This is a genomic window from Petrocella sp. FN5 (assembly GCF_029210395.1).
Classification (GTDB): Bacteria; Bacillota; Clostridia; order Lachnospirales; family Vallitaleaceae; genus Petrocella.
Genome location: NZ_JARGDP010000032.1, coordinates 1 through 23,979, shown reverse-complemented (window position 1 = coordinate 23,979; position 23,979 = coordinate 1). Strand labels below are relative to the sequence as shown.

Below are 23,979 nucleotides of genomic sequence, written 5' to 3'. Positions count from 1 at the left end.
TATGCTTAAACAGATTGCTTTCTATGATCCTATCTATTCTTAGCATGATCCTGTCTTCCCTTCATCCTACCAAAATAATAAGCAATGAAACCGGCACCAATCGCCGCTTGCATAGAGAAGAAAAAGCTTTCAATTTCTCCACTGGCAGGTTCAAACAAAGGTGTAAACCAGGGTTCATAATCCGGGTGTTCAAGTAAGATTTGATCTTGTGCCGCACCATCTGCACCACCATATTCACTATTTGGATTGATAATTAAGGGTATTATAGCCAGTAAAATAACCATACCTATTAAAACCAAGTTTTGTTTTGATTTCATATTAATTCCTCCATGCCCACAAGATGAATCTGTTCTTTGTTTTCCCAAAGTAGATTGAAAATAATAACCGTTAGAAACCCTTCTAATATGGCTATTGGTAACTGAGTCAGACTAAAAATACTTAAGTATTTTAAGGTAGAAATCATAACCCCTTCTTGTCCCGAAAAAGCTGTACCCAGTTGAACAGACGTCATAAGGTAGGTCAAGAAATTACTGGAAAAAGCGGCAATAAAGATGGCAACTCTTTTTGATAGACCGGACTTTATAGCAAGTTTATAAGCGAAAAATGCAGCAAAAGGACCTACAACACCCATAGAAAATCCATTGGCTCCCAAAGTAGTAATACCGCCATGTGAAAGAAGAAGCGCCTGAAGCAACAATACAATCGCAGCAATAAAAGCCATCATAAGTGGACCAAATAAAATAGCACCCAGTCCAATTCCTGTGGGATGAGAGCAACTGCCAACCACTGAAGGGATTTTTAGGGCAGAAATACAAAAAGTAAAGGCAGCAACCAAACCAATAAGTAGCTTGTTATCATGACCTTTCCCAAGACCTTTTTTTAGTTTCATCATGCCCATAATTAGAAAGGGCATATACAAGACCCACCAAAAAAGTGCGTATGCTTTCGGTAAAAACCCTTCCATGATATGCATAGCATGTACCTCATTTACAGCTACTGTTATCATGAGCAACATGACGATTGTAATAATCCTTGATTTTCTCCAATAATGCTTCATAAGATTCCGTTACCTCCCTATAATTTATATATGGTACTTTCACTACAATAGCCTTCACCTTTTCTAGTTGACAAGCTTTTAACTTCTCAATATAACCACTGCCTTCCCCGCCCTCCTTAAACATCAAATAAGAAATATGATAAGTCTTAAGTAGTAACCTGTTCATTTCAACACTAAAAGGACCCAGTAATGCGATAATTTGATTGGGTTTAAGTCCTAGATGTTCGCATTGATGCAAACTTTCTGTTGAAGGTACCACCCTTGCTACGATGCGTTCTAGACCAAGGACTTTAATGGCCTCTTCTAGTGTTTTACTTCCGGTCACCATGATTTGCCCTTGTTGGCCTGATAAATAGTTCAAGGCTTCTTCTTCATTCTCAAAGAACTTGCCATAAGAAGCGGCATCCTCTTGTGTTTTTCTAACAAAACGTGTATAGGTGGTACTGGTGGCTTTTGCTGCCTCTATGGCCTGTTGACTGACAAGAACTGCATGTGGATGGGAAGCATCTATGACCCAGTCGATTTTTTCTGCTCGAATTAAAGCATCCATAGACACGGCATCCAGTCTTTTTACAATGAGCCTGTCTGCATAGTGACCATAGGTGTCTTCTCCCAGTTTTGTAGCCACACTTAATATAAAAGGTAGATGATGGTGCTTTAGTATTTCACATATTTGACGACACTCATGGGTGCCACCAATCACATAGATCACAAGCGATACCCCCTAGGTGTGACCATTTTTCCATGGTGCATATGGGTGTTTTGATTACCGATTATAACCATAGTACGCATGTTCACATCCTGAACGCCAAATTCTTTTAAAGTCGAATAGGCTACCTCTTCCTCCTCGCGCCCGGCATCAGAAACCCTTCCAACCACCAAAGCATCACCTTGTATGTCTTTAATAATTTTAAGGGCGTCTTCTAAATGATGTGGACGGCCTTTACTTCTTGGATTATATAGACATATGACGAAATCACCTTCAGCAGCCAGACGTACCCTTTTCATAATCAGATCATAAGGCGTCATCAAATCACTCAGACTTATGGAAACAAAATCATGCATCAATGGCGCTCCAAGTGTTGCTGCTGCTATACTTGATGAGGTAACACCAGGGATGACACGAATCTCATCTTCAGAATCTGAAAGTTCATAAATGAGTCCGGCCATGCCATAGATGCCTGAATCTCCGCTACTGATCACCACAACATTTTCTCCCTTTCTGGAGGCTTCAAGGGCCACTTGACACCGTTTTACTTCACCGGTCATACCTGTTGTTATTATTTTCTGAGCTTTGTTATTTTGGTCGATCAGTGGTTGAATCCACTCTATATACGTGCGATATCCGACAATCACCTCTGCTGTTTTAATGGCTTCAATGGCTTCTATTGTTAGATTCTGTGCTTGTCCGGACCCAATGCCTATAACTTTAATCATACAATCCTCCCAAGGGCAAAGGTACTGCCTTTCATTTTACTACCATCATGTATCATATTACCCTTTGATGCTAGCCAAGCGGATGGTCCTGCAACAGATCCTATACCTAGGGTCTTAAGCACCCATTCTGATTTATCAAATTCATTATGAACACTTTCCAAATCTTGCACGGTAAAGAAAAGTGATTCTAGTGACCACGCCTGACACAAGGCTTCCAAGCAAGGTTCCTGGCTTTTTATCTCCACACTGGTTAAGAGGGCTATAGCCGATGGATGGACATGTACGCCCTTAAGGTATAGATCTAGTTCATGAAAATAGACACTAGTATCTAAGTTTTTTCTTGTCCCTGTTCCAAGGCATAAGACTTTTGGAATAAAATAGAGATCTTTTTGACTCAGTTTATTGATCTGCCTCGTATCATAACCAATATAGACTTTATAATCTGCTGACATCTCAATAAAAATCTGAAAATCCTCCTCAAGGGTAAAGCCTTTTAAATAAGGCTCTAAACGCGTATCGCCAGGTCCAATATCACAGTAAAGGCCAATCGATTCACCTTTTATAAGGGCCATATTGATTTTTAAAATGTTATCTCTATATTTTGGTACATCACAATGACATGCTTGAAGCAGCAGATCTAAGTTGCCGACATCATTTACATCTGTCGAGGTGGTGATGATCGGATCTGCCTTAATAAGTTTACCAATCTCTTTTGCGTAAGCATTGCCACCCCCCATATGTCCGGACAGTAAGCTGATGACATAACGACCTTCCTCATCTATGACTAAGACTGCTGGGTCTGTGTACTTATCTTCTATGAGCTTGCCAATGGCTCTAACAGCGATACCCGTTGCACAGATAAACACCATACAGGTCACCTGGTTAAAGTATGCCTTCACACAGGCCATAATACCACCTTGTTCTTTAATAATTTCACTGGTATAATGGTCGCCCTTAAGTCGATGGTTCAGTAAATCGCCTTTTGGGGTCAAGGATAAGATCAAGGTATTATTGTCTTGTTTATGATTTGTTTTATGATTTGTTTTATAATTTGTTTTAAGTTCTGTATTCATGCTTAAAATCCTTATGATATAGCTTTGACGGATTAAATTCATGGCCCAAAAAGTCGCCAACCATGATGAGGGACATTTTATGAATGTTTTTTTCTTTGGCAAGGGCCGGTAGGGTCATGAGTGTACCTCGAATAATCTCTTCTTCCGGCCAAGTTGCTTTGAAGACTATGGCTGCAGGTGTGTGTTCATCATAGCCCCCTTCAATCAGTTCCTTACAGACTTCATCTACATAAGTAGAAGACAAGAATATCACCATAGAGGTCCCATGCTGTGCAAAGGCTTTTAATGACTCTTTCTCCGGTACTAGGGTTCTTCCGCCACGTCTTGTAATAATCAGACTTTGTGACACTTCAGGTACGGTGTATTCCACCCCCAAAGAAGAAGCTGCACCCAAAAAACTGCTGACACCGGGTATCAGTTCATATTCAATGCCAAGTGCTTGTAAACCTTCTATTTGTTCTCTTAAAGAGCCGTATATGGAGAAATCACCGGTATGTAAACGCACCACTTTTTTACCCGCTCTAACACCCTTAGCACAGGTTGATAGGATTTCCTCCAGATCCATGAGGGCACTGTTATGTATTTCTACATCCGCCTTACAATATTCAAGCAATGCTTCATTGACCAAAGAACCGGCCCAAATAACCATATCGGCTTCTTTTAAGGCCTTATAGCCTTTGAGGGTAATCAGTTCCTTATCCCCCGGTCCTGCACCTACAAATAATACTTTCATAATTGCCACCCCTTATTAATAATAATGGTTGTAAAATAACTGATTTTTTCATGGGTAAATAGATCATCAGGATGATAAATCACTTGGTTTTCTTTTCCATAGTTAGAAACAATAAGGCTAAAGGGCATTAAGTCATGTGCCTTAAGCATCTTAATGATGGCATCAAATTGCTTATATACTTTCATAAGGACGATGCTGTCATGGTCTAATACAACTTTCTCAATCGCTTCTATTTTCCCGTTACAGGGATATATGAATAAAGGCGTATTCCCTTCAGCCAATGGTCGATTAAGACCGGAGGCTATAGCACTGTATGAAGCTATCCCTGGTAGGGTCCTAACAGGGACTTGATACAAAAGATATTTCAGCAAATAGATATAGGTACTGTATAACATAGGATCACCAATGGTAATGAAACCTACTCTATGACCTTGTTCTATATAGCCTTTGATTTCTAATGATATGGTCTCGATCGCTGGTGAAAGTTCTGCTTCATCTTGTACCATGGGAAAATGTTTAGGAAGGATATGAATATCTTTTTTCAAATAGCCTTCTACGATCTTTAAAGCCTCACTTTCCCCTTTAAGGCGACCATAAGGTACAATAAGTATATCCAGTTGTTGAAGCGCTTTAACCGCTTTTAAAGTTAGGAGTTCAGGATCTCCCGGTCCGACACCTATTCCAATGAATTCTGACATTTTTTCCTCCAAACACCTTTTAATATATAGCATGGGTTCTCTGGTCTAAAATAATGCAAATCACCAAGTAAGCTGAGTCTGGCACTTGATAAGCTACTGCCTTCAACCTCCACAAAGCCATAGTCATATAAGGCTTTCATCCCTTCATTCAGGTTCTCAATCGTTATCACATTCATCACCAAGACCGCTTGGTCTGTAAGTATTTCTTTGGTAAGCCAGTCAATAATCTCTTTCATATGGCCACCGGTACCGCCAATAAAAACCCGGTCACAAGCTGGTACCTGGCCTGTATCAAGAGGTGCTACCCCTGATATAAGTGCCACCTCTTTTAAGCCGTATTTTTTTAGATTCAAGTCAATCAGCTCAAGGGCCAAGGGGTTCTTTTCAATGGCAAATACTTTCAACTGTCTGTTATTTCTAGCCGCTTCAACGGTAATAGAACCGGTACCGGCCCCAATGTCCAAAAAAGTGTGCCCCGCTTCAAGTTGTAAATAGGCTAAAGTCACCGCCCTTACTTCCATTTTCGTCATAGGGACTTTGTCTCTAATAAAGTCTTGATCCATCATTAAGTAATATCACCACATTCATTTCATATTTTTTTCTTGTTATCGTTTTTGCATCTGTTTCTTGAATGCTTTCGTCATCATAGGACAGATTCTCGCCAATGATCATTCTAGGGTTAAAACCTCTTAATATAGCTTCTTGTCCAATCTCATAGGGTCCTATAGAACTGTCCGTAACAAGAGCTACCTTTGGCATTTTAAAAAGCAGATCAAAATCCGGACGTTTTCCGTGAGCGCTGGTTATATATAGATCATTCATGTCCAGCTTAATTCTAGCAAATAAGTACTGTATGGCACTGATACCGGCTGTTACATGAACCGCGTCTTTACCAAATAAGTCCATCAAGCGTTTTGACAAACCATATATAGAAGGGTCCCCACTGGCCAATACAACAACTTCGTCTGATTGATATAGAATAAGCTGCTCTTTAATCCTAGCTTCCAAATCTTCCATCCTGCCGGAATAGACAATAGGTTTTATAATGTTCATTCCCGTTGAAGCCAATTGTCTTTTTGTGCCGATGACGCACCGACCATTATTAATCCGATCCTGTGCTTCAATTGTTAATCCGGATGCTTTTCCCGGTCCGATACCTACCACATTAATCATCATCCATCGTTTTGGCCAGCAGCCTACCTTTCATATTATATAGTGCAACTTCTACCTTCAATTGGTCATATGTATAATGCTCTGCCTTTTCTTTTATCACCCTAGCAATGCTCTCATAAACAGCTTCAAGTCCGGCTTTATCAATCAATGTCACCGCTTCGTCCGTTGTATTGCTTTCTCTTACTTGATCAATCAGATTATAATCTCCTCTGATTTTGGCCAAATGGTTACAAAGCACGTCCATTCTTCCATCTGAAACCCGGTTATGGGTATGAAAATTGCCACCTGCAACCTTAATGAGTTTACCAATATGTCCCACAAGAATGACCTCTTTAACACCCAGTCTGCAAGCTTCCATCAACATATGTCCGACGAAATTGCTCATCATGACAATCTGGTCTTTGCTATAATTTAGTGATCCCATGGCGAATTTCTCGCCGTGGTTGCCCGGTACCAAGACAATCTTTTTCTGGCCTAAGTTCACTTTTTGAGAAAGCTCAATTTCCAGTGATTTTTTCCAAGCTTCTTCGCTCATCGGCTCTACGATACCTGTCGAACCAATAATCGAAATACCACCTTCAACACCCAGTCTAGGGTTAAAGGTACGTTTTGCCACTTCTTCGCCTTTTGGTACATGTATGGTCACTTCTACTTGACAACCATTACCTAATATTTCTATAATACCCTCTTCAATCATCTTAAGGGGCACCGGATTGATGGCCGGCTCACCAATGTTTCTTTGTAAGCCATTTTTTGTAATGATCCCGACCCCAACACCACCTAGAACCTGAATGTCTAGGCTCTTACTTTGGCCAAGTACAACAACTTCGGCAGATAGGATTAAACCCTTGGTTACATCTATGTCATCACCACCATCTTTGACAACAGAGGCACAGTAAGCATGTCCCTTAATCCAAGCTTCTTCAACCTTTAGTCTGATCTTTTCTTTACTTGGAAGTGTCACTTCAACAACTTTAGGTATCTTACCCGTTTTCCAGTATATGGCAGCTGCCTTAGCTGCAGCAGCAGCAGTGGTCCCAGTGGTGAAGCCTTTTCTATAGATTTTGCCGTCAATAATGACCTGCATCTTATCCATAGCGATGGTCTGCTTCATATAGGATGGCATTTACAATGGCCGCTGCTACATTGCTTCCGCCCTTCCTACCTCTTGCTGTAATAGAAGGTATGCTAGAAGTCATCAGCGCTTCTTTTGATTCGGCTGCTCCGACAAAGCCAACCGGCACCCCAATAATACCTATTAGATTTTCATCCTTTTTTTCATAGATTTCTAAGGTTTTAAAAAGAGCAGTTGGTGCATTGCCAAAAACATAGAGCTTAGGACCCGCTTCTTCTGCTGCTCTTATAACACTGGCCATAGATCGTGTTATACCGGCTTGGGATGCATACCTTGCCGTTTCGTCCTCGGATATGTAACATCTTATCTTACAGCCCATCTTTTCTAAGACCTTTTTATTAATACCGCTGTAAGCCATATTGGTATCGGTGATGATCGTCAGTCCCTTTTTTAAAGCTTTTAAAGTACGTTCAATGAATCCCTTAGAAATATGTAAATTATCCAAATAATCAAAATCCGCTGACGTATGTATAACCCTTCGCAGAATTGCCTTTTCTATTTGATTTTCTGTTGGGTACCCACCATAATCCGCTTTCACTTGATCATCGATGATCACAAAGCTCATTTTTTCAATGGTTTCCGGATTTTTTATGTAATCCATTAGATCGCCACTCTTTCAATGATTAAATCTGCCATTTTCTGATCAAAACCGATGTTTTCAAGTAATCGAATCTTTACTTCAGGGTATAGCTGGGTCATTTCTTCTAATTTCTCCGGTATGTCCATTCGAATATGGTTACCATTAAAAATAAAAAAGGGTAATATGGTCAAATCTCTTACATTCATCTCATGAAACTTCAAAAAGGCCATCTCTACACTGGGCAACATCATCTGCAAATAAGCCTTCTCCACTTGATCATAATTTACAGATGCTGACACAGCCTCCAAATACTTGGTCATAATTTGATCGGTTTCATCTACTTTGCTTCCGTGGGCCAAAATCATAAGTCCTTTTTTCATGGCATTTCTCCCTTTCTTTTTTGGAAATAAAAAAGCATTAAATTCATAATCTTCTTTAGATTAAGTGAATTTAATGCTTTAAAAAACCAGTCACTTTGGACTGGTCTATAAATAATCGCACGCGATTTTCACAGAATCCTCCTCCCGAAGATTATAAGTAAATACATAGCGTGGCAGGTCTCCTGGCTCGGGAATCATCCTACTTTCTCACCTTCCCAACTAAGTCAGTGGCATTTGAGATTTCGTACTCCCTTACAGTAGCGGGGGCTGCAAAGGCTTCTACCTTTTTCCCTATTAACCTGTCTTAAAACAGGACCGCACTACAAATATGAATTTTTTTCAGTATAACATATGCCTGATTTTTATTCAATGGTTAAGATATCAAAACTTTTTCCGTCATCGTAACACCATCATCAATGAACTTTGGACATAGATTGGTGAACAAGCCTTTTTCTTTAATGATCTTTAGATCGGATTCTATGGAAGGGTTGTAGCCAAGCAAAGTCTTACAAAGTATAGAGCCGTTTTTTTCTTCAAACATGCTTTCAAAAGCCATTATTTTTTCGCCTATATGAGCCTTACCAGTAACATCACCTTCTTCATAAAAGCCCTCTTTTAAACCGATTGCCATTAGTGCACCAGTAACCGCGCCACACACTTCACCTTGGCGCATACCACCACCAAAACCACTGGCGATCTTAAATGCCGTCTCTTTGTTCACACCTAGTTCTTCGCAAAAAGCACCTAGAACCGATTGGGCACAGTTATAACCACATGCAAATAATTCTAAAGCATTTTCATTTTTTGTCATTTAGTCCTCCTGATTTTTAATAAGATTATAATTAAGCGGTGTACTGTTATAAACTTTTTAGCACTTCTTTTTGAATGTCTATAAAAGTCTTTAATACCTCATCCTCATGGGCCATGGATAAAAACATGGCCTCAAAAGTTGACGGTGCTAAGAGAACACCTGCCTCAAGCATGCCTGCAAAATAGCGTCCAAACACTTCTGTGTCTGATTTCATAACAGAATGATAGTCTGTCACAGGCTCTTTTGTAAAAAACAGACTCAGTAGTGAACCCACTCGGTTCACTTGGCCTTGGATACCGGCTGCCTTCAGATTGTCCATCATGGCTGTCTCTAGATAAACCGCTTTTTCTTCTAATTGCCTATAGATCTCAGGATGCTTTTCTAAATAGTTTATGGTATTAAGACCCATGGCCATCGCCACTCTATTGCCAGATAAGGTTCCGGCCTGATAAACATCTCCAAGGGGTGATATATGGGCCATGATATCCGCCCTTCCACCATAAGCACCAACAGGCATGCCTCCACCAATGATTTTTCCAAGACAGGTTAGATCCGGTTGAATATCAAAGTAGCCCTGGGCGCCGCCAAGGCCAAGTCTAAATCCGGTAATGACTTCATCAAAAATCAGCACCGTTTTTGTAGACATCGTTAATTCTCTTAGGCGCTTAAGAAAAGCTTGGTCTAAGGGTACAATGCCCATATTGGCAGCAACCGGCTCAACGATAACGCCGGCCAATTCATGACCATGTCTTGCCCATAGCGCCTCAAGACCTTCTATGTCATTGATTTGTCCAACTAAAGTATGTTCAACTAATGCATCCAGTACACCGGCACTGGTAGGGATATTAAAGCTTAGTCCACCTGAACCGGATTTGATTAATAAGCCATCTGAATGGCCATGGTAACAGCCTTCAAACTTAAGTATTTTTTCACGTTTGGTATAGCCTCTGGCCAGGCGAATGGCACTCATGGTCGCTTCTGTGCCTGAGTTCACCATCCTGACCATCTCCATGGAAGGCATTAGACGGTTGATGGTCTGTGCCATTTCAACCTCTATGCCTGTTGAAAGTCCAAAACTGATACCTTCTGATAGTACACCGGCCACCCCTTCTAAGACCACAGGATTGGCATGGCCTAATATATGGGGACCAAAACCACCAATAAAATCAATGTAGACCTTGTCTTCCAGGTCCCATACCTTGGCACCTAAAGCTTTTTTTGCAAAAATTGGTGGAGTGTCAACAGAACCAAAAGATCGCACCGGGCTATTCACCCCGCCTGGCATCACTTTTTTTGCCGCTTCAAAAAGTTCTTTATTTTTCATAATCCACCTACCTATTCACTGTATTTTTCTATGAGTTCTTGTACTACAGGGGCAAAATAACTAAGAATTAGATTTGCACCGGCTCTTTTTATGCCGATTAAAGACTCATAGATGCTTTTTTCGGCAATAATATTTTCTCTTACAGCCCGTTCTAACATAGCGTATTCACCACTCACTTGATAGGCTGCAATCGGCCTGTTAAACCGTTCAGAAGCCTTTGAAAGGATGTCTAAATATGGCATGGCCGGTTTAACCATGAGGATGTCTGCCCCTTCTTTAACATCCAGCTCAAATTCACTTATGGCTTCCGATACTCGGTGAAAGTCCATCTGATAGGCTTGTCGATCACCCATTGCAGGGGCTGAGTGGGCCGCATCTCTAAAGGGTCCATAGAAAGAGGAGGCGTATTTGGCACTATAGGCCATAATAGGTAGATGTTCAAAACCGTTTTTATCCAATGCGGTTCTAAGACTACTAATACGTCCGTCCATCATATCCGAAGGTGCTACCATGTCTGCACCAGCTTTACCATGACTGATGGCAATCTTGTCTAAGGTTCTTAAGGTTTGTTCTCGTTTGATAATGCCTTGTGGATCAAAAAAACAGCAGTGACCATCTGACTTATATTGACACAGGCAGATGTCTGTAATTAAAAAAATCTCAGGACTGATCGCCTTAATAGCCCTTAAAGCTTTTTGAACAATGCCGTTATCGTCATAGGCACATGCCCCTTCAGCATCTTTTTCATCGGGCACACCAAAAATCAGTAAACTCTTAATCCCTTTGGACCGCCACTGGGGCACCAATCGTTCCAGTTGGTCCACGCTTATGTGGTACTGGCCTTTCATGGACTCTATTTCTTTATATACGTTCTCACCTTCCACGATGAAAATCGGATAAATCAGATCATCCATGGTCAATTGTACATCCCGAACCATCTTTCTTAGTACGCCATGTTGCCTTAATCGTGTTGGTAAATATCCCATATTGCTAACGCCTACCCTTCTTTTAATACTATTTTTATAATGATATTTTCTCCATAATCGTTTCGTATATGCCTTGATATGTATGGGTTGTTGCCTCATGTATGAGGGACCACTGATTTTCTTTTAGAGCTTCTGTGGTCATGGGACCGATGGAATAAGCCGGTAATAATCGAGACATCTGCCTATAATTCTCACTATGTGTGGCCATAAAAGCTTCTACAGCAGACCGGCTGGTAAAAACAACCCCATCATACCCCTCTTCTTGAAGGTCCAATTTTGTTTTTGTGGGAAGCACTTCATATAGATGAACATCCGTCACTTGGGTTTTCTCACTTAAGGCTTTTATAATCTCTGTATTCCCCAGTTTGGACCTATAAAAGCAAATACCTTGACTCAGTTGTTGTCGGTCCATCTTATGATGTATCAAATCCAGCAATTCTTTTGTTGTGAATTTTTCCGGCATATAATCCGGTATTATACCATGGTCCTTTAAGGCCTTTGTGGTGGAAGTCCCTATACTGATAATAGATGGTCCTGCAAGGATGCGTAGGTCCCTGTTTTGCGCTTGTAAGATTTCAAAAAAACAAGTCACACCAAAAGGACTGGTAAAAACCATAGCCCCCAACCCAGAAAACCAGTCTTTGGTAAAATACTCTAAATCCGGACCCAATGTTTTGTGGGTAATCACAGGCATTTCAACCACCTCTGCCCCTTGGTCCTTTAGATTCTGAAGCAGCTTAGCTCGGTTGGTCATTTTGTCCTTATCTGACGATCCTACCTCGTTTTTCACTTCAGGTGTTGGCAAGGTAAGTAATAATTTCTTACCAAATAAAGGCTTGGCTTCAAGATTTACCAATTGATGATGAAAGCCTGCCACTTCACCAATGACGATCAGACCAGAACGGCTTTCATGATCATCAACGGCTGTGCTAAGTTCATCTAGCCTTATACTGACGGTTGCTTGCTGGGGTGTTGTTGCATGATAAATGATGGCAACCGGCGTCTTAGCAGATTTGCCTGCATTTAAGAATCCTTCCGCAATGGCCTTAGCTTGTCCAATGCCCATTAAAATGACACAGGTCCCTCCCGCTTTTGTTAAGGCTTCATAGTCCATAGGTAGACCGGACTTAGAAAGATGGCCTGTCATCACATGAAAGGATGCGGACAAGCCTCTGTGGGTTATGGGAATGCCGGCGTAGGTCAAACCGCCTATAGCGGAGGTAATGCCCGGCACCACATCGTAATCTACGCCTGCTTCTTTAAGGGCCAAGGCTTCTTCACTACCACGGCCAAAAACATAAGGGTCGCCCCCTTTAAGACGAACCACTTTAAGACCAAGTAAAGCTTTTTCAATCAATAAAGCATTAATATTTTCTTGGGTCATGGTGTGATCCCCGGCTTTTTTACCCACATATATTTTTTCTGCATACGTAGGTGCTAGGTCCAGTAATGCCTTACCACTTAAGTAATCATAGGCAATGACATCCGCTTCACTTAGATAACGCATCCCTTTGACTGTAATCAGTTCCATATCTCCCGGACCGGCACCGACTAAGGCAACAAATCCTCTTGATTGAGTTGTAAGTTTTTGGGCCATATGGCGACCATGGTTAATCAGTTGATCTTCCAAAAATTTCATCTGTTGTTCATTTTGGACCAAGTCCAAATCATGGATAAGACCAAGGTTTAGAGTCTCTCTATGAGCTGTTTGACCGTGCTCGTCGCCTAATAGACTATAGAAGGTAAGGTTAAGGTCTTTGGATAGGTCAAGGTAACCACCAATCGCCATATGACAAGACCCCTGTGTGCCTTTTAGATAGGCTCGCTCCAGTCTTGCCTGTAAAGTGGCTTTATGATCTTGAATCGATGCCAGAAGCCTAAGCAAAGCTTCATCTTCTTCTCGAATCTCTAGTCCCAGTATGCCTTGGCAAGGTGCCGGTATCATTTCCTTATAATCTAAGGGTATAAAGTTTAGGTGTGGGTATTCTTTTTTCAAATCCAAACGATGGATACCGGCTTGTGCCAAAACAATCCCATCCAACATATTCTCATTATTTTCATACTGATTATCTTGATTATTTTCATCCTTTTTATCCAACTTTTTAAGCCTTGTATCAATGTTTCCACGAATATTCTCAAAGACGACATCCATGCCTAAACCTGAGAAAAAACGCTTAAGCTCAACCCTACGTCTTGGGCTACCTGTGCCGATGATCAATTTTGGAGGTAAGTTTTCTAGACTTGGCCCTTCTTTTGTAATGAGATAATCAAAAGGGTTTTCTCTTTTGATTGTACCACCAAGGATCAGCCCTTGGGGTAACCTGGCTGGCATGTCTTTAAGACTGTGAACAGCCAAATCAATGCGCTTATCTAGAAGAGCCTGTTCTATTTCTTTAATAAAAAGCCCTTGACCGCCAATCTGAGACAAAGGACTTGTTTGGTCCCTGTCCCCTTTGGTTTCAATAATGACACATTCAAGTTCTAAAGGTTCATTGGATGAAATAGATGTGTTAGATGGGTCAGAACTTAATTGATCGGCTTTTTGTTGATAGGCTTCTTGTAAATGAGACATTACAAGTTCTGTCTGCTTAAGTGCAAGGGCACTGCCCCGTGTTCCTAATCTTATTTTCATGTCATCCCCTCTTTATGGTCAGTTTCTCTAAAATACGTCTTAAGGTCTCGGTATCTTTATAGATGATGGCGCGTAACATCTTGTTTCTCTTGACCGAATCTCTTTCCATCTCTTTAAAAATTGTTCTAATCGCTCCCAATAGCCTAATTTTTTCTTCCCAGCTTTCATCATATTCTTCTTCAAGCTTACCGATGATTCTCTGTCCCAGTATGGGGCTTTGCCCACTGGTGCTCACCGAAAAAATAAGTTGACCTCGCTTTAAGGCTGAGGTAAAAACCACATCACACAAATCCGGTTGATCCACCACATTGCAAAGAATATGAAGTGCCCTACAGTCCTCATAGACCTGTCTATTAACACGTACATCATTGGTTGCAGAAATAACTAAAAAAGCATTTGTAATATGGTCCTTATGATAGGGACTAACCCTACATTGAACCTTAGGACCCATTTCTAGTAGACTTGGTAAAAATGTCAAGCTCACCGCTTCAACCCTTGCACCAAATTCGACTAATTTTTGGATTTTTTCAAGAGCAACGGATCCGCCACCAATAACCACAATCTTTTTTTCTTCTATGTTCAACATAACCGGTAAGTACATAGCCTCACTCCAAATCGTACAGTTTTTTCATTAAGGTCAAAGCCTCTTTAAGCTCGTCTTGTTCCATATTCTTTAGCCCCAAAATAGGTTCTTTCACCACCCTAAGGACCGCTGATTTAATAACTTTTTCAATATATGCGCTTTCTTTTTGACTCAGTTGTATCTTTTTATGAATCAAGTCCATAGCGTCCCCGTAGGCTGTCTGAACTTTGTTGTGAAGACCTTCAATGGTTGGATCTGCAACTGAACGCATCATCCAGTCTTTGAGCATTTCAACTTCATGGGGTATTTTTTCCATCATTCGATCGGCCATTTCTCGTCTGACTTCCAGATTATCTTCAATGGTTTTTCCGATCTCATCGATACCAAGGACTTGAATATAATCCATCGTATCGATTCGGCGTTCAATATCTGCTGGAACCGCCAAGTCTATGAACAACTGATTTTTTGCTTCACCTTGATACAAGTTCATGGTTTCCAACAATCGGTCATAAGAAAAGATATAATGGGGGCTACTGGTAGCACTGATGATACAATCCACTTGGCTTAAAAAAGCATACCGCTCTTCATAGGGTAGGGTGCCGTCATCTAGATCCACACCATTCATTTGACATATGGAACGGCTTGTTTTATATATCACTAAACCTTCTTTTGAAGCCACTTCATCAAAATACTTCTTGACCAGACGGCCTGTTTCACCAAGACCGACAATCATAACCCCATTACCACCCCTTGTCCTTAGAAAATCCATAGCGCGCTTATAAGCCAGATAAGCAACCGAAATCGGCAGATGAGATATGCCGACTCTGGTCCTTATTTCTTTAGAAAAACGAATGCTTTCTTGGAAAAGACGGTTTAATATTTTATTGCTGATGCCCATTTTGGATGCCAAAAGCCAAGCGTCCTTAACTTGGGATAGAATCTGATCCTCCCCAAGTACCATAGAATCCAGACCGGCTGTTACTTTCAGTAAATGGGTAATGGCTGCATCTCCTGTTAAGGACCATAGTCGTTCTCGAAAGATAGGCCCATCTTCCGGATTTAACTGGTCAATAATGCCTTCAATCACCTCTAATACATCTGTATCAGCCCCTGTATAATAGAGTTCAAAACGGTTACAAGTGGATAATAAGACATTGCCACCAACCGATTCAAACAATTGAATCTGATATTCCATCCGCTTTGTTTGGGTCCAAGCCAATTGTTCTCTTAGACCCACTTCCATTTCTTTATAACTCACACCCACAACATTTACAATCATCGTATATCCTTTCCAAGAAAAGTATAAATAAAGAGCAAGGACACCGAAGCACCCTTGCCCTATATTATATCATCTGAGATCTGTATTGTCTAAGCATGACGATATGAGATTGTTCCTGTGCCACCAAACCCTCAATCTTATCATGTTCAACTTCTGGTAGATGTTTTTGTGCCTCTCTAAGAAATAATATGGTATCTTTTTCAAGTCGAAAAGCCAAGTCAAAAGCTTCCTCCAGATTCATAACCTCTTTTTTCTGGGTCATAAAGTCAATGTTGTCATTAATTAAAGCCTCTAGATAAGCCCTATATTCCTCGTCAACGTCACTGGTCGTATAATTCACATATTGCTCTTTGAGGGACTTATAAAGTTTTTCATGGGCTTCTTCCTGCTTGGCCAGGGCCATGAAAAGTTCTGTCAACTTCTCTTCTCCAGCTTTATTGGCCAAATCTTTATAATGCCCTTGACCCATCACCTCAATATCAATGAGCACATCCAGTAAATCTTCCAGTAAAAATATTTCTTGCATGATATAGACCCCCTTATCTACAAACCTTCATGGTTAAACTGCATATCTGTTTTGTAATGGTACCCATGCCATTGTATATGTTCTGCCACTAGGGCTTTTGGATTCAACGTGATACCTTCTAAGACTTCTTTTTTAAAGACTTGATAACCCATACGATCTACAATATAACCGATATGCTCTTTCGGTAAACTTGTATCAATATAGCGTTCTACAAAACCATAGGTATTTTTAATGATTTGAGTAATTTCTTCTTCTGTTGCCCACTTAATAAAGGGCATGGCCAATCTGGGGTTTTTCTTACCAGTTCTGCCCATTATGACCATTCTATAATACTTTTCTTCGCTTCTCGTCCATGCCCCAGCCGGACATTTTAATATACATTCACCACAACCAATACATTTTTCAATATCTCTTTCGATATTAAAATTCTTAACACTTAAGGCACCGGTCACTTTCTTCTTACAATTGTCCACGCAAGCCTCACAAGTGATACACCGTTTACTATCGTATTGAGGCTCTGTCAAACAGATAATGCCAAAGTCCTGCATATGGGCTTTAATACAATCGTTGGGACAACCGGTTACGGCGATTTTGAAATGAAAATCATGGGGATAAACCGCTTTTTCAAGGCTATTTGCGATTCTGGTCGTGTCATCATTGGCATAAGGACAAACACGGTTACCTATGCAGGCAGAGATATTTCTTGTACCTGCTGCCGGATAGCCACCATCACCATAATCCACATCAAGGCCCAAGGATTCAATAAGGGGGCGGATCATCTTATTGATTTGAGGGATTTGATCAAAGTCGATCCCAGGACATTCAAAACCTTGTCTGGTGGTTAAATGAACCGTACCGTCACCATATTTTTCAGCGACTTCCTGAATGATTTGAAAATACTTGGCTTCTAAATGACCACCTGGAACCCGGACTCTAAGGGCGGTTTTATTTCTAATTTTTGTGATTCTATAGGCATTTTTTGTCACTAATTTTCGATCTATACTCATGAGCACGCCTCCTTAGTCCAACAATGTCTTTGCCTTGGTATAGTTAAAAACGGGACCTTCTAGGCAAACATAAGTTTCATCAATCTTACAGTGACCGCATTTACCGATACCACAACTCATTTTACGTTCAAAAGATACCCAAATATTTTCTTCAGCAAAACCAAGACGTAACAACTCAAGGGTGGTGAATTTCATCATCATCGGTGGACCAACGAGGATGACCGTCTTATTTTCTACATCGGATAGATCCAAATCTTTAATATGGCTTGGAATAAGGCCAACCTTATAAGGCCACGTATCATCCCCTTGATCAACCGTAAGGATTATAGGCACCTGTTCTTGCCACTTGTGAAGCATATCTTTAAAAAGAACATCTTTTGGACTTTTAAAGCCGACAATGATCTGCAAACCTTTTATAGCCGCCTGGTTGGATATGAAGGTATCAATGGTATTTTTAACAGGTGCAAGACCGGTTCCACCGGCTATAACCACCATGTCTTTGTCTTTAAACCATGCCTGTTTAAAACCATTGCCATAAGGTCCTCGCATATACAAGGTTTCACCGGGCTTCATTGCAAAAAGTCGATCTGTAACCCTGCCCACTTTCCGTATGGTCATGGTAAGGGTATCCGCGTCAAAATCAGAAATGGATATAGGGGCTTCGCCCACACCTGGAAGGGAGACTTGCATAAACTGACCACCCACGAACCGGTCCTTGGCTTCAAAAACGAAGGTTGAATCTATTTCCGTTTCTTTTTGTGTGGCTATTAAGGTATAAGGTCTTGGCATATAAGGATTATTCATGACTTTCCTCCTTTATGATTTCGGATAGCTTGTTGATACATTTTGAAAAAGAAATGTATTCCGGACATACATCATCACATCGACCACAGCCAACACACATATGCTCACCAAAGCGTTTATGATAGTCATTGATTTTGTGCATGGTTTTAAAACGCATTCTTTCACCATTTTGTTTTCTAAAACCATGTCCCCCGGCCATATCTGTGTAGCCTTTAATATGACAACTTGCCCAAACTCGTCGGCGTTCATCCAGCAGACCATCATCACTTACTTCAACATCCTGCATGGTAAAACAAGAACAGGTAATACAGGACGTATTACAACGGCCGCAGGCAATACATCTTCTTGTGTATTCTTTCCATAAAGGGTGTTCAAAAAGGCTCTTGTTCACCTTGTCTGTTGGTGGTATCTCCACTTTGACTTTATTTTCTTTAATATATTCAGGCACAAAATCTGTTTTCCTCACCCGACTCAAGTCTTGGGTAACCAGTGTAGAGTCCACAACTTCTAATAAGGAATGGTCACCCTCGAAGCGAATGGCCGCTTCGTAATCTGTATAGGTATTAGATCCCATAGAGACGCAAAAACAGGTGTCAAACCCCTCCCTACACTCAATCATAACATATTTGACCAATTGCCTTCTACGTTCATAATAAGCGTCCTTAATATCCCCATTTTTAAGGAATATGGTGTCCAATCGCCTAATGCCGTTCAAATCACAGGGCCTGGCAAATATTAGGATTGGCTTGGTATCTATTTTAGGTTCCACAATCTGTCCATCTATAAAATGGAACAAGGTTTCTCTAATTGGCATTAAAAACTCTTTAGGCGAGTAAAAGGCCTTTTCCTCTAATACCAAATCTTCAATGTCTTCAAAGACCCCATAAACAATTTTATCCGTATCTGAAAAGCTACCTTTTGCCTTTTCTCGGATTGGACCCACCAACCTATATTGCTTGGTTAGTGTTTTAAAATATGCCTTCATCTCTTGCTGTGTCAGTTCATACCCCATAACTTCACTCCTTTATCCTTCTATTTTATACTCAAATCTTATCGCGCCCCATAAAATAGTAACTGCCACCCAGAATCAGACCACCACCAACAAAATTTCCAAGGGTTACCGGAATCAGATTTTTAAAAACACCTAATACAGATACAGTTTCCGGATGCTCCAACCATAGACCAATGGTAAAAATGGTCATGTTTGCAATGCTGTGTTCCATTCCTGTAGCTATAAAAGCAAACAGACACCAGAAAATCATAATGAGCTTGCCGGATTCACTCTTAAGTTTAATCGAGGATAAGACGGCAAGACAAACCAAAATATTACATAGTATACCTTTGAAAAAAAGTTCAACAAACGATCCGTTCATCTTCACTTCTGATACTTGAAGGACAAATTCACCAACGGCATTACCTTCAATACCCGTCATATAAAAAAGCGTACCAATGATGATGGAACCTATGAAATTACCAGTGTAACTTAGTCCCCAGCTTTTACTGGCATCCGAAAGTGTTATTTTTTTGTCAAAAATACCCATAACATGAACCAGATTATTCCCTGTAAAAAGCTCCGATCCGGACATAATGACTAAACTCAGTGCGATTCCAAAACCAAGCCCCATGTAGATCTTTCCATAAGGACTACCGGCCACTTGTGCTGTACTGCCAATCACCATAATGAGTATAATACCTATACCCACATAGGCACCTGCCAAACCAGATGCGACGAGATATCTGCCAATACCACTTTTCATGAAGTTAATCTTATTAACGGCCCCTTGGCCAACCAACGTAAGGATTTCTTTATACATAGGAGTACCTTTCTCTCTAAAGTTATCATATTTTTAATAAAAGTTCCACCCATGCTTAAAAGGGTCAAAACTAATCTTAAGAAAAAAGCCGTCAGCCATTAATCTTGATGTTTTTAATGGCCTTGTGCTTTTTATCTCCTTCTACTGATTAAGTTGATGAATAAGATCTTCGATGTTAAGACCATGGATTTCTGCCGCTTGACTTAGAGATTCCATTTGAGATGAAGGGCAACCTAAGCATCCCATGCCATTGGCCATCAATATACCTGCTGCATCCGCTTTCTTACTTAAGATTTCACTGATTAACATATCTTTTGTAATGTTCATATCGTTTCTCCTTTTCTAAGCTCTCATTATTGTATGTTTTTGCTTGGGTTCTTTTTCATACTGGTAATTGAAATTTGTTGTTTTTCCTTCAACAAACCCTTTGATAAAGGCCGCTCTAAAATCGTAATAGTAACCAACGTCCATCCCTTCGGATATCCAATTGTCTTGATGGACACATAGATTGGTTAACCATATAACTTGTTGATCATCTTGTTGTATGACTTCATTAACTCGGTCACATGGCATACCTTCTAGGAGATAATCATTAAGTGTCACAAAAATCTGATTAGGATCTGTGAATGTTTCATTTCGCTCAATGGCTTTTTCTTTTCCCTTATTGTAGTATACCGCTACCACTGTATCTGCTGCTTCTTTGACTTGATCATTTAGGACTTTAATGATCGCGGCTTGTCTTTGCTCCGCTCTATTAATACTGGTTTGAAGCCAACCATGGATATTACTTGTATCAATCAAGGACTCAATAGGTTCATCTCCCATAGGATACCCATAATCATCATAAATCACTCTTAAGTAGTCCTGTGTTAAGATCAAGGGGAATTGCTTAATAATATCCTGCTCAATCTCTTCAAATAATTTAATTTTGTTAAACAACCACGTGTGAATAGGTGCTAAGAATAAGCTCATATCATATTTCCTTTCTTTTTTCATAGGTGGCAAGAACCGCTTTTTTATAATCATCAAAACCGACGCGATCAATCATTATGCCCAGCTTTTCACCGGTATCTGCCATCTCACAATAGGTATCAAACACCGCATCGACCATAATAAAAACTTCTTCTTCAGTAAGATGACTTGCAACTTCGTCCGGTAGTCTCGGGTGAAAGCCTGCGCTTCCACCGACGCGGACAATGTAGCCTTCTATATCTGCCAAAACCACGATGTCCTTGGCATTGGCACTTGTACAGGCATTTCTACAACCGGCTACGGCTATTTTAACCCTATTAGGTGCCGGTTTTCCGTAGTAACGCTTTTCTAAGGTCATGCTGACCTTCATGGAATTCTGTTTGGCTCTTTTACAAAAGGAAGCCGGACACATCTCAACATTTTTTACTGAATAAGGGGACAAGACACCCGGTTCCATACCGAGATCTGCCCATGCAGCGTCTACCTCTTCTGCTTTAAGACCAATAATCATCACCCTTTGACCTGATGTGATTTTAAGGGTTGCTTTATATTTTCTTGCCACTTCTGCAAGGCGGATCATATTATCCGGTGTAATAAAACCACCAGCAATCCTTGGCGTAATGGAATAGGTTCTTTTATCGTTTCTTACTTTTTGAAGATTTGCATACCTAGGATTCGACATGAATGGCTCCTTTCTAAATAATTGCTTTAACTTATGTGCTTATTATATCCATAACAAGATAACTAATCGGTATCCTATGTTACCTCTTGTAGGATTTCTTAGTAATGATAATCCACAGGTTTAAGCAAAAAATTCACCTTTTCGTCTGCGGTGAAATAGGAGAGCATGATAGACAAGAACTTAGAAATCATCTGGGAAAGTTGAGTTAACTATATTAATGGTAAAAGGCGTCAAAACTATGTAGTTTTGACGCCTTTAGTTTACAATAAATCAAAATGTATAAATTGATGCGCTTTTCTTATAACTTCATCGACTTCTTTTTGTGACGGAAGTTGTTCATTAGAAAGAGGCTGATAATACAACAACATGGGTAAATCTCCTTGTTGAGTCGGTAAATTATAGTCAACCTTTAAAGCTTTAGCACCAAATTTTTCATAGAATTTGATGCGACGGGCTGTATCCGGATTTTCATCTAAGCATTCCACTTCAAAATACATGCCCTTATATCCCATAGAATACTTTTTTTTCAAAAGATTCAAAACTTTCGAACCAATCCCATAACCCTGATAGGTCTTGTCAATACCTATAAAATCAAGCCAAATCGCACTTGAGTCATCCAGTTGAAGTAATAAGACAAAACCCATATAAGCGCTGTTTTGTTCATTAACTATTTTATATAAAATGTAATCTCTTGTACCTAAAAGTTTTTTCAATACTGAAGTCGTTTTCCGTTCTTGCTCCGGAAATAAATCGACGTAACTAGGTAATATCATTTCCAAATCTAATACTGTACCTTGTTGTAATAAAATATCCATCTTACCGACTTACCCTCTCATATAGTTGTTTACCTACTAGAGCAACATTCGCAATATCATCCGTAACTGCATTTGTTATTTCAGATTGAACGCTAACTCTGGATGCTATTTCTTGAAAGTGTGCAGCATTTTCTTCTAGAATTGCTGCAATGCTCGTAATCGCATCCTCGATTTTAGAGAATTCGCTATGAATGCTCTTAATAAACTTTGATTCATCATCTAAATTGTCTCCTGCATGTTTGAAATCACGATTAACAATAGAAAAATGATCATTTAGTCGGTTCATTGCTTCAACGCCTTCTGAAGTTGCCACTTGACCTATTTCCGCTTTACTCATTGCGGATTGAGTCGCTTCCATTAACTGAGATGTTATCCGTCGAATATCATCTGCAAATGTTCTACTCTCAATAGACAGTTTTCTTATTTCATCTGCAACTACTGAAAAACCACGACCATGTTCACCAGCTCTTGCAGCTTCAATTGAAGCGTTTAAGGCCAAAAGATTCGTCTGTTCAGCAATCGTCACAATACCATCCAGATGAAGCTGAATATCTAGCATCCTATTAGACAAATCTTTGATGGTCGAAAAGCTTTCTGTCATCGTTTCATCCATCTTAGAAATTGCACCTGACATAATATCTATAGAATGTGAACTCTCGGAAAAAGCCGCTTCAAGATTGTCAAATAAAGAATCCACTTGAGACATGATTTGATATGTTTTTTCCACATTTTGACCTGAAACACTAACACTGGTGTTAATTTCCGAAACGGTTGACGCGGCCTCATCAACACTCTGTGCAAGTTCTTGAATCGCAGTATTAATTAATTTATTTCCATCTCTATTTTCTTTCATTTTTTTCGTACTACCTTCAGTAGATTCTTTTAATTGTAGCGAAGAATTCTTAACTTCATTAAAAAGGTTATTCAAAGCTTCTAAAGCATTTAGACTTTTTTCTGCTTCTGTTTCTGCGTTCATCACCATTTCTTGCCCCCATTTACTCAATAAAACAAGGACAAAATAAGAACTAAAAGTAGCCCCAATTCTAGGAATGAAATCCCCTAATCCCATACCAGGATCAATGAGTAGATTGGGATTGATTATATATAGAATAACTAAAATCCCCGTCATTGTACCACCTACAGTAATCATGCGCTTATAATTAAAATACAAGGCTTGCATGACAAGTGCCAAAATATAAATGTTAAACATGCGCGCAACGCCACCATTAACAACTGACAAACCAATGGAGGCAAAAAATGGTAAAAAAATCACCAACTCACTCTTAGCAACAATCGGCATAGGAATCCAATAAATTAAAGTTACGAGTATAGCCGTTACTGAAGTTGCGATTAGGGCTTTCAATCCGTAAGAAAAACCGCCATTAATATAGGCTGTTAAACTTAGAAAAAATGCAAAAAACCATATAAAAACAATATTCGCTTTGATTGCTCTATTTAAATTGTAATTCATACATATG

The 23,979-nt window shown here is 40.0% G+C and carries 28 protein-coding genes and 1 riboswitch; all 28 genes read right to left on the bottom strand.

The window, feature by feature from the left end:
* Nucleotides 1-29: 29 nt before the first annotated feature.
* Entirely contained in the window at nucleotides 30-317 is a 288-nt protein-coding gene (locus P0N36_RS09280; protein WP_125135636.1) for an energy-coupling factor ABC transporter substrate-binding protein, read from the bottom strand.
* Nucleotides 314-1,057, bottom strand: coding sequence for an energy-coupling factor ABC transporter permease (locus tag P0N36_RS09275; RefSeq protein ID WP_275842563.1), 744 nt, complete (start codon nucleotides 1,055-1,057; stop codon nucleotides 314-316). Before P0N36_RS09275 ends, P0N36_RS09280 begins: the two co-directional genes overlap by 4 nt.
* Nucleotides 984-1,769, bottom strand: a complete 786-nt coding sequence (gene cobK, locus P0N36_RS09270; protein ID WP_275842562.1) for a precorrin-6A reductase — start codon at nucleotides 1,767-1,769, stop codon at nucleotides 984-986. The genes P0N36_RS09275 and cobK overlap by 74 nt, the downstream gene beginning before the upstream one ends.
* Nucleotides 1,766-2,494 (bottom strand): precorrin-3B C(17)-methyltransferase, encoded by a 729-nt coding sequence (cobJ, locus tag P0N36_RS09265; protein WP_275842561.1) that lies wholly within the window; start codon nucleotides 2,492-2,494, stop codon nucleotides 1,766-1,768. Before cobJ ends, cobK begins: the two co-directional genes overlap by 4 nt.
* Nucleotides 2,491-3,567: a cobalt-precorrin 5A hydrolase gene (locus P0N36_RS09260; RefSeq protein WP_275842560.1), complete on the bottom strand. Its 1,077-nt coding sequence runs from the start codon at nucleotides 3,565-3,567 to the stop codon at nucleotides 2,491-2,493. Before P0N36_RS09260 ends, cobJ begins: the two co-directional genes overlap by 4 nt.
* Entirely contained in the window at nucleotides 3,551-4,300 is a 750-nt protein-coding gene (gene cobM, locus P0N36_RS09255; protein ID WP_330683999.1) for a precorrin-4 C(11)-methyltransferase, read from the bottom strand. Before cobM ends, P0N36_RS09260 begins: the two co-directional genes overlap by 17 nt.
* Nucleotides 4,297-4,998: a precorrin-2 C(20)-methyltransferase gene (gene cobI / locus P0N36_RS09250; protein WP_275842559.1), complete on the bottom strand. Its 702-nt coding sequence runs from the start codon at nucleotides 4,996-4,998 to the stop codon at nucleotides 4,297-4,299. Before cobI ends, cobM begins: the two co-directional genes overlap by 4 nt.
* The gene (gene cbiT / locus P0N36_RS09245) at nucleotides 4,977-5,564 is read right to left on the bottom strand and encodes a precorrin-6Y C5,15-methyltransferase (decarboxylating) subunit CbiT (RefSeq protein ID WP_275842558.1); all 588 of its coding nucleotides are present in this window, start codon (nucleotides 5,562-5,564) and stop codon (nucleotides 4,977-4,979) included. Before cbiT ends, cobI begins: the two co-directional genes overlap by 22 nt.
* Nucleotides 5,542-6,174, bottom strand: coding sequence for a precorrin-6y C5,15-methyltransferase (decarboxylating) subunit CbiE (gene cbiE / locus P0N36_RS09240; protein ID WP_275842557.1), 633 nt, complete (start codon nucleotides 6,172-6,174; stop codon nucleotides 5,542-5,544). The genes cbiT and cbiE overlap by 23 nt, the downstream gene beginning before the upstream one ends.
* The gene (cbiD, locus tag P0N36_RS09235) at nucleotides 6,164-7,267 is read right to left on the bottom strand and encodes a cobalt-precorrin-5B (C(1))-methyltransferase CbiD (protein ID WP_275842556.1); all 1,104 of its coding nucleotides are present in this window, start codon (nucleotides 7,265-7,267) and stop codon (nucleotides 6,164-6,166) included. Before cbiD ends, cbiE begins: the two co-directional genes overlap by 11 nt.
* Complete coding sequence (locus P0N36_RS09230) at nucleotides 7,260-7,907, bottom strand: precorrin-8X methylmutase (protein ID WP_275842555.1); 648 nt, start codon at nucleotides 7,905-7,907, stop codon at nucleotides 7,260-7,262. Before P0N36_RS09230 ends, cbiD begins: the two co-directional genes overlap by 8 nt.
* Entirely contained in the window at nucleotides 7,907-8,266 is a 360-nt protein-coding gene (locus tag P0N36_RS09225) for a sirohydrochlorin chelatase (RefSeq protein ID WP_275842554.1), read from the bottom strand. Before P0N36_RS09225 ends, P0N36_RS09230 begins: the two co-directional genes overlap by 1 nt.
* Before the next feature lie 155 nt (nucleotides 8,267-8,421).
* A riboswitch (cobalamin riboswitch) is annotated at nucleotides 8,422-8,601 on the bottom strand.
* Nucleotides 8,602-8,639: 38 nt separating this feature from the next.
* On the bottom strand, nucleotides 8,640-9,077 hold the full coding sequence (locus P0N36_RS09220) for a C-GCAxxG-C-C family protein (protein WP_275842553.1): 438 nt from the start codon (nucleotides 9,075-9,077) through the stop codon (nucleotides 8,640-8,642).
* A gap of 46 nt (nucleotides 9,078-9,123) precedes the next feature.
* Entirely contained in the window at nucleotides 9,124-10,401 is a 1,278-nt protein-coding gene (gene hemL / locus P0N36_RS09215; RefSeq protein ID WP_275842552.1) for a glutamate-1-semialdehyde 2,1-aminomutase, read from the bottom strand.
* A gap of 11 nt (nucleotides 10,402-10,412) precedes the next feature.
* Nucleotides 10,413-11,387: a porphobilinogen synthase gene (gene hemB / locus P0N36_RS09210; RefSeq protein ID WP_275842551.1), complete on the bottom strand. Its 975-nt coding sequence runs from the start codon at nucleotides 11,385-11,387 to the stop codon at nucleotides 10,413-10,415.
* Between the two features lie 34 nt (nucleotides 11,388-11,421).
* Complete coding sequence (cobA, locus tag P0N36_RS09205; RefSeq protein ID WP_275842550.1) at nucleotides 11,422-14,019, bottom strand: uroporphyrinogen-III C-methyltransferase; 2,598 nt, start codon at nucleotides 14,017-14,019, stop codon at nucleotides 11,422-11,424.
* 1 nt (nucleotide 14,020) lies between these two features.
* The gene (locus P0N36_RS09200) at nucleotides 14,021-14,620 is read right to left on the bottom strand and encodes a precorrin-2 dehydrogenase/sirohydrochlorin ferrochelatase family protein (protein WP_275842549.1); all 600 of its coding nucleotides are present in this window, start codon (nucleotides 14,618-14,620) and stop codon (nucleotides 14,021-14,023) included.
* A gap of 4 nt (nucleotides 14,621-14,624) precedes the next feature.
* On the bottom strand, nucleotides 14,625-15,881 hold the full coding sequence (hemA, locus tag P0N36_RS09195) for a glutamyl-tRNA reductase (protein WP_275842548.1): 1,257 nt from the start codon (nucleotides 15,879-15,881) through the stop codon (nucleotides 14,625-14,627).
* A 64-nt stretch (nucleotides 15,882-15,945) separates the two neighbouring features.
* The gene (locus tag P0N36_RS09190) at nucleotides 15,946-16,407 is read right to left on the bottom strand and encodes a ferritin-like domain-containing protein (RefSeq protein ID WP_275842547.1); all 462 of its coding nucleotides are present in this window, start codon (nucleotides 16,405-16,407) and stop codon (nucleotides 15,946-15,948) included.
* Nucleotides 16,408-16,424: 17 nt separating this feature from the next.
* Nucleotides 16,425-17,414: a sulfite reductase subunit C gene (asrC, locus tag P0N36_RS09185; RefSeq protein ID WP_275842546.1), complete on the bottom strand. Its 990-nt coding sequence runs from the start codon at nucleotides 17,412-17,414 to the stop codon at nucleotides 16,425-16,427.
* Between the two features lie 12 nt (nucleotides 17,415-17,426).
* On the bottom strand, nucleotides 17,427-18,218 hold the full coding sequence (gene asrB, locus P0N36_RS09180) for an anaerobic sulfite reductase subunit AsrB (RefSeq protein WP_275842545.1): 792 nt from the start codon (nucleotides 18,216-18,218) through the stop codon (nucleotides 17,427-17,429).
* Nucleotides 18,211-19,230 carry an anaerobic sulfite reductase subunit AsrA gene (asrA, locus tag P0N36_RS09175; protein WP_275842544.1) on the bottom strand — a complete coding sequence of 340 codons (1,020 nt, stop codon included), beginning with the start codon at nucleotides 19,228-19,230 and terminating at the stop codon, nucleotides 18,211-18,213. The genes asrB and asrA overlap by 8 nt, the downstream gene beginning before the upstream one ends.
* Nucleotides 19,231-19,261: 31 nt before the next feature.
* Nucleotides 19,262-20,032 (bottom strand): formate/nitrite transporter family protein, encoded by a 771-nt coding sequence (locus P0N36_RS09170; RefSeq protein WP_275842543.1) that lies wholly within the window; start codon nucleotides 20,030-20,032, stop codon nucleotides 19,262-19,264.
* Between the two features lie 141 nt (nucleotides 20,033-20,173).
* On the bottom strand, nucleotides 20,174-20,359 hold the full coding sequence (locus P0N36_RS09165) for a DUF1858 domain-containing protein (protein WP_275842542.1): 186 nt from the start codon (nucleotides 20,357-20,359) through the stop codon (nucleotides 20,174-20,176).
* 15 nt (nucleotides 20,360-20,374) lie between these two features.
* Entirely contained in the window at nucleotides 20,375-21,004 is a 630-nt protein-coding gene (locus P0N36_RS09160) for a hypothetical protein (RefSeq protein WP_275842541.1), read from the bottom strand.
* 1 nt (nucleotide 21,005) lies between these two features.
* Nucleotides 21,006-21,686, bottom strand: a complete 681-nt coding sequence (locus tag P0N36_RS09155; RefSeq protein WP_275842540.1) for an NAD(P)/FAD-dependent oxidoreductase — start codon at nucleotides 21,684-21,686, stop codon at nucleotides 21,006-21,008.
* A gap of 260 nt (nucleotides 21,687-21,946) precedes the next feature.
* Nucleotides 21,947-22,501: a GNAT family N-acetyltransferase gene (locus P0N36_RS09150; protein ID WP_275842539.1), complete on the bottom strand. Its 555-nt coding sequence runs from the start codon at nucleotides 22,499-22,501 to the stop codon at nucleotides 21,947-21,949.
* A gap of 1 nt (nucleotide 22,502) precedes the next feature.
* On the bottom strand, nucleotides 22,503-23,979 hold a 1,477-nt coding region (locus P0N36_RS09145), incomplete at its 5' end, for a methyl-accepting chemotaxis protein (RefSeq protein ID WP_275842538.1).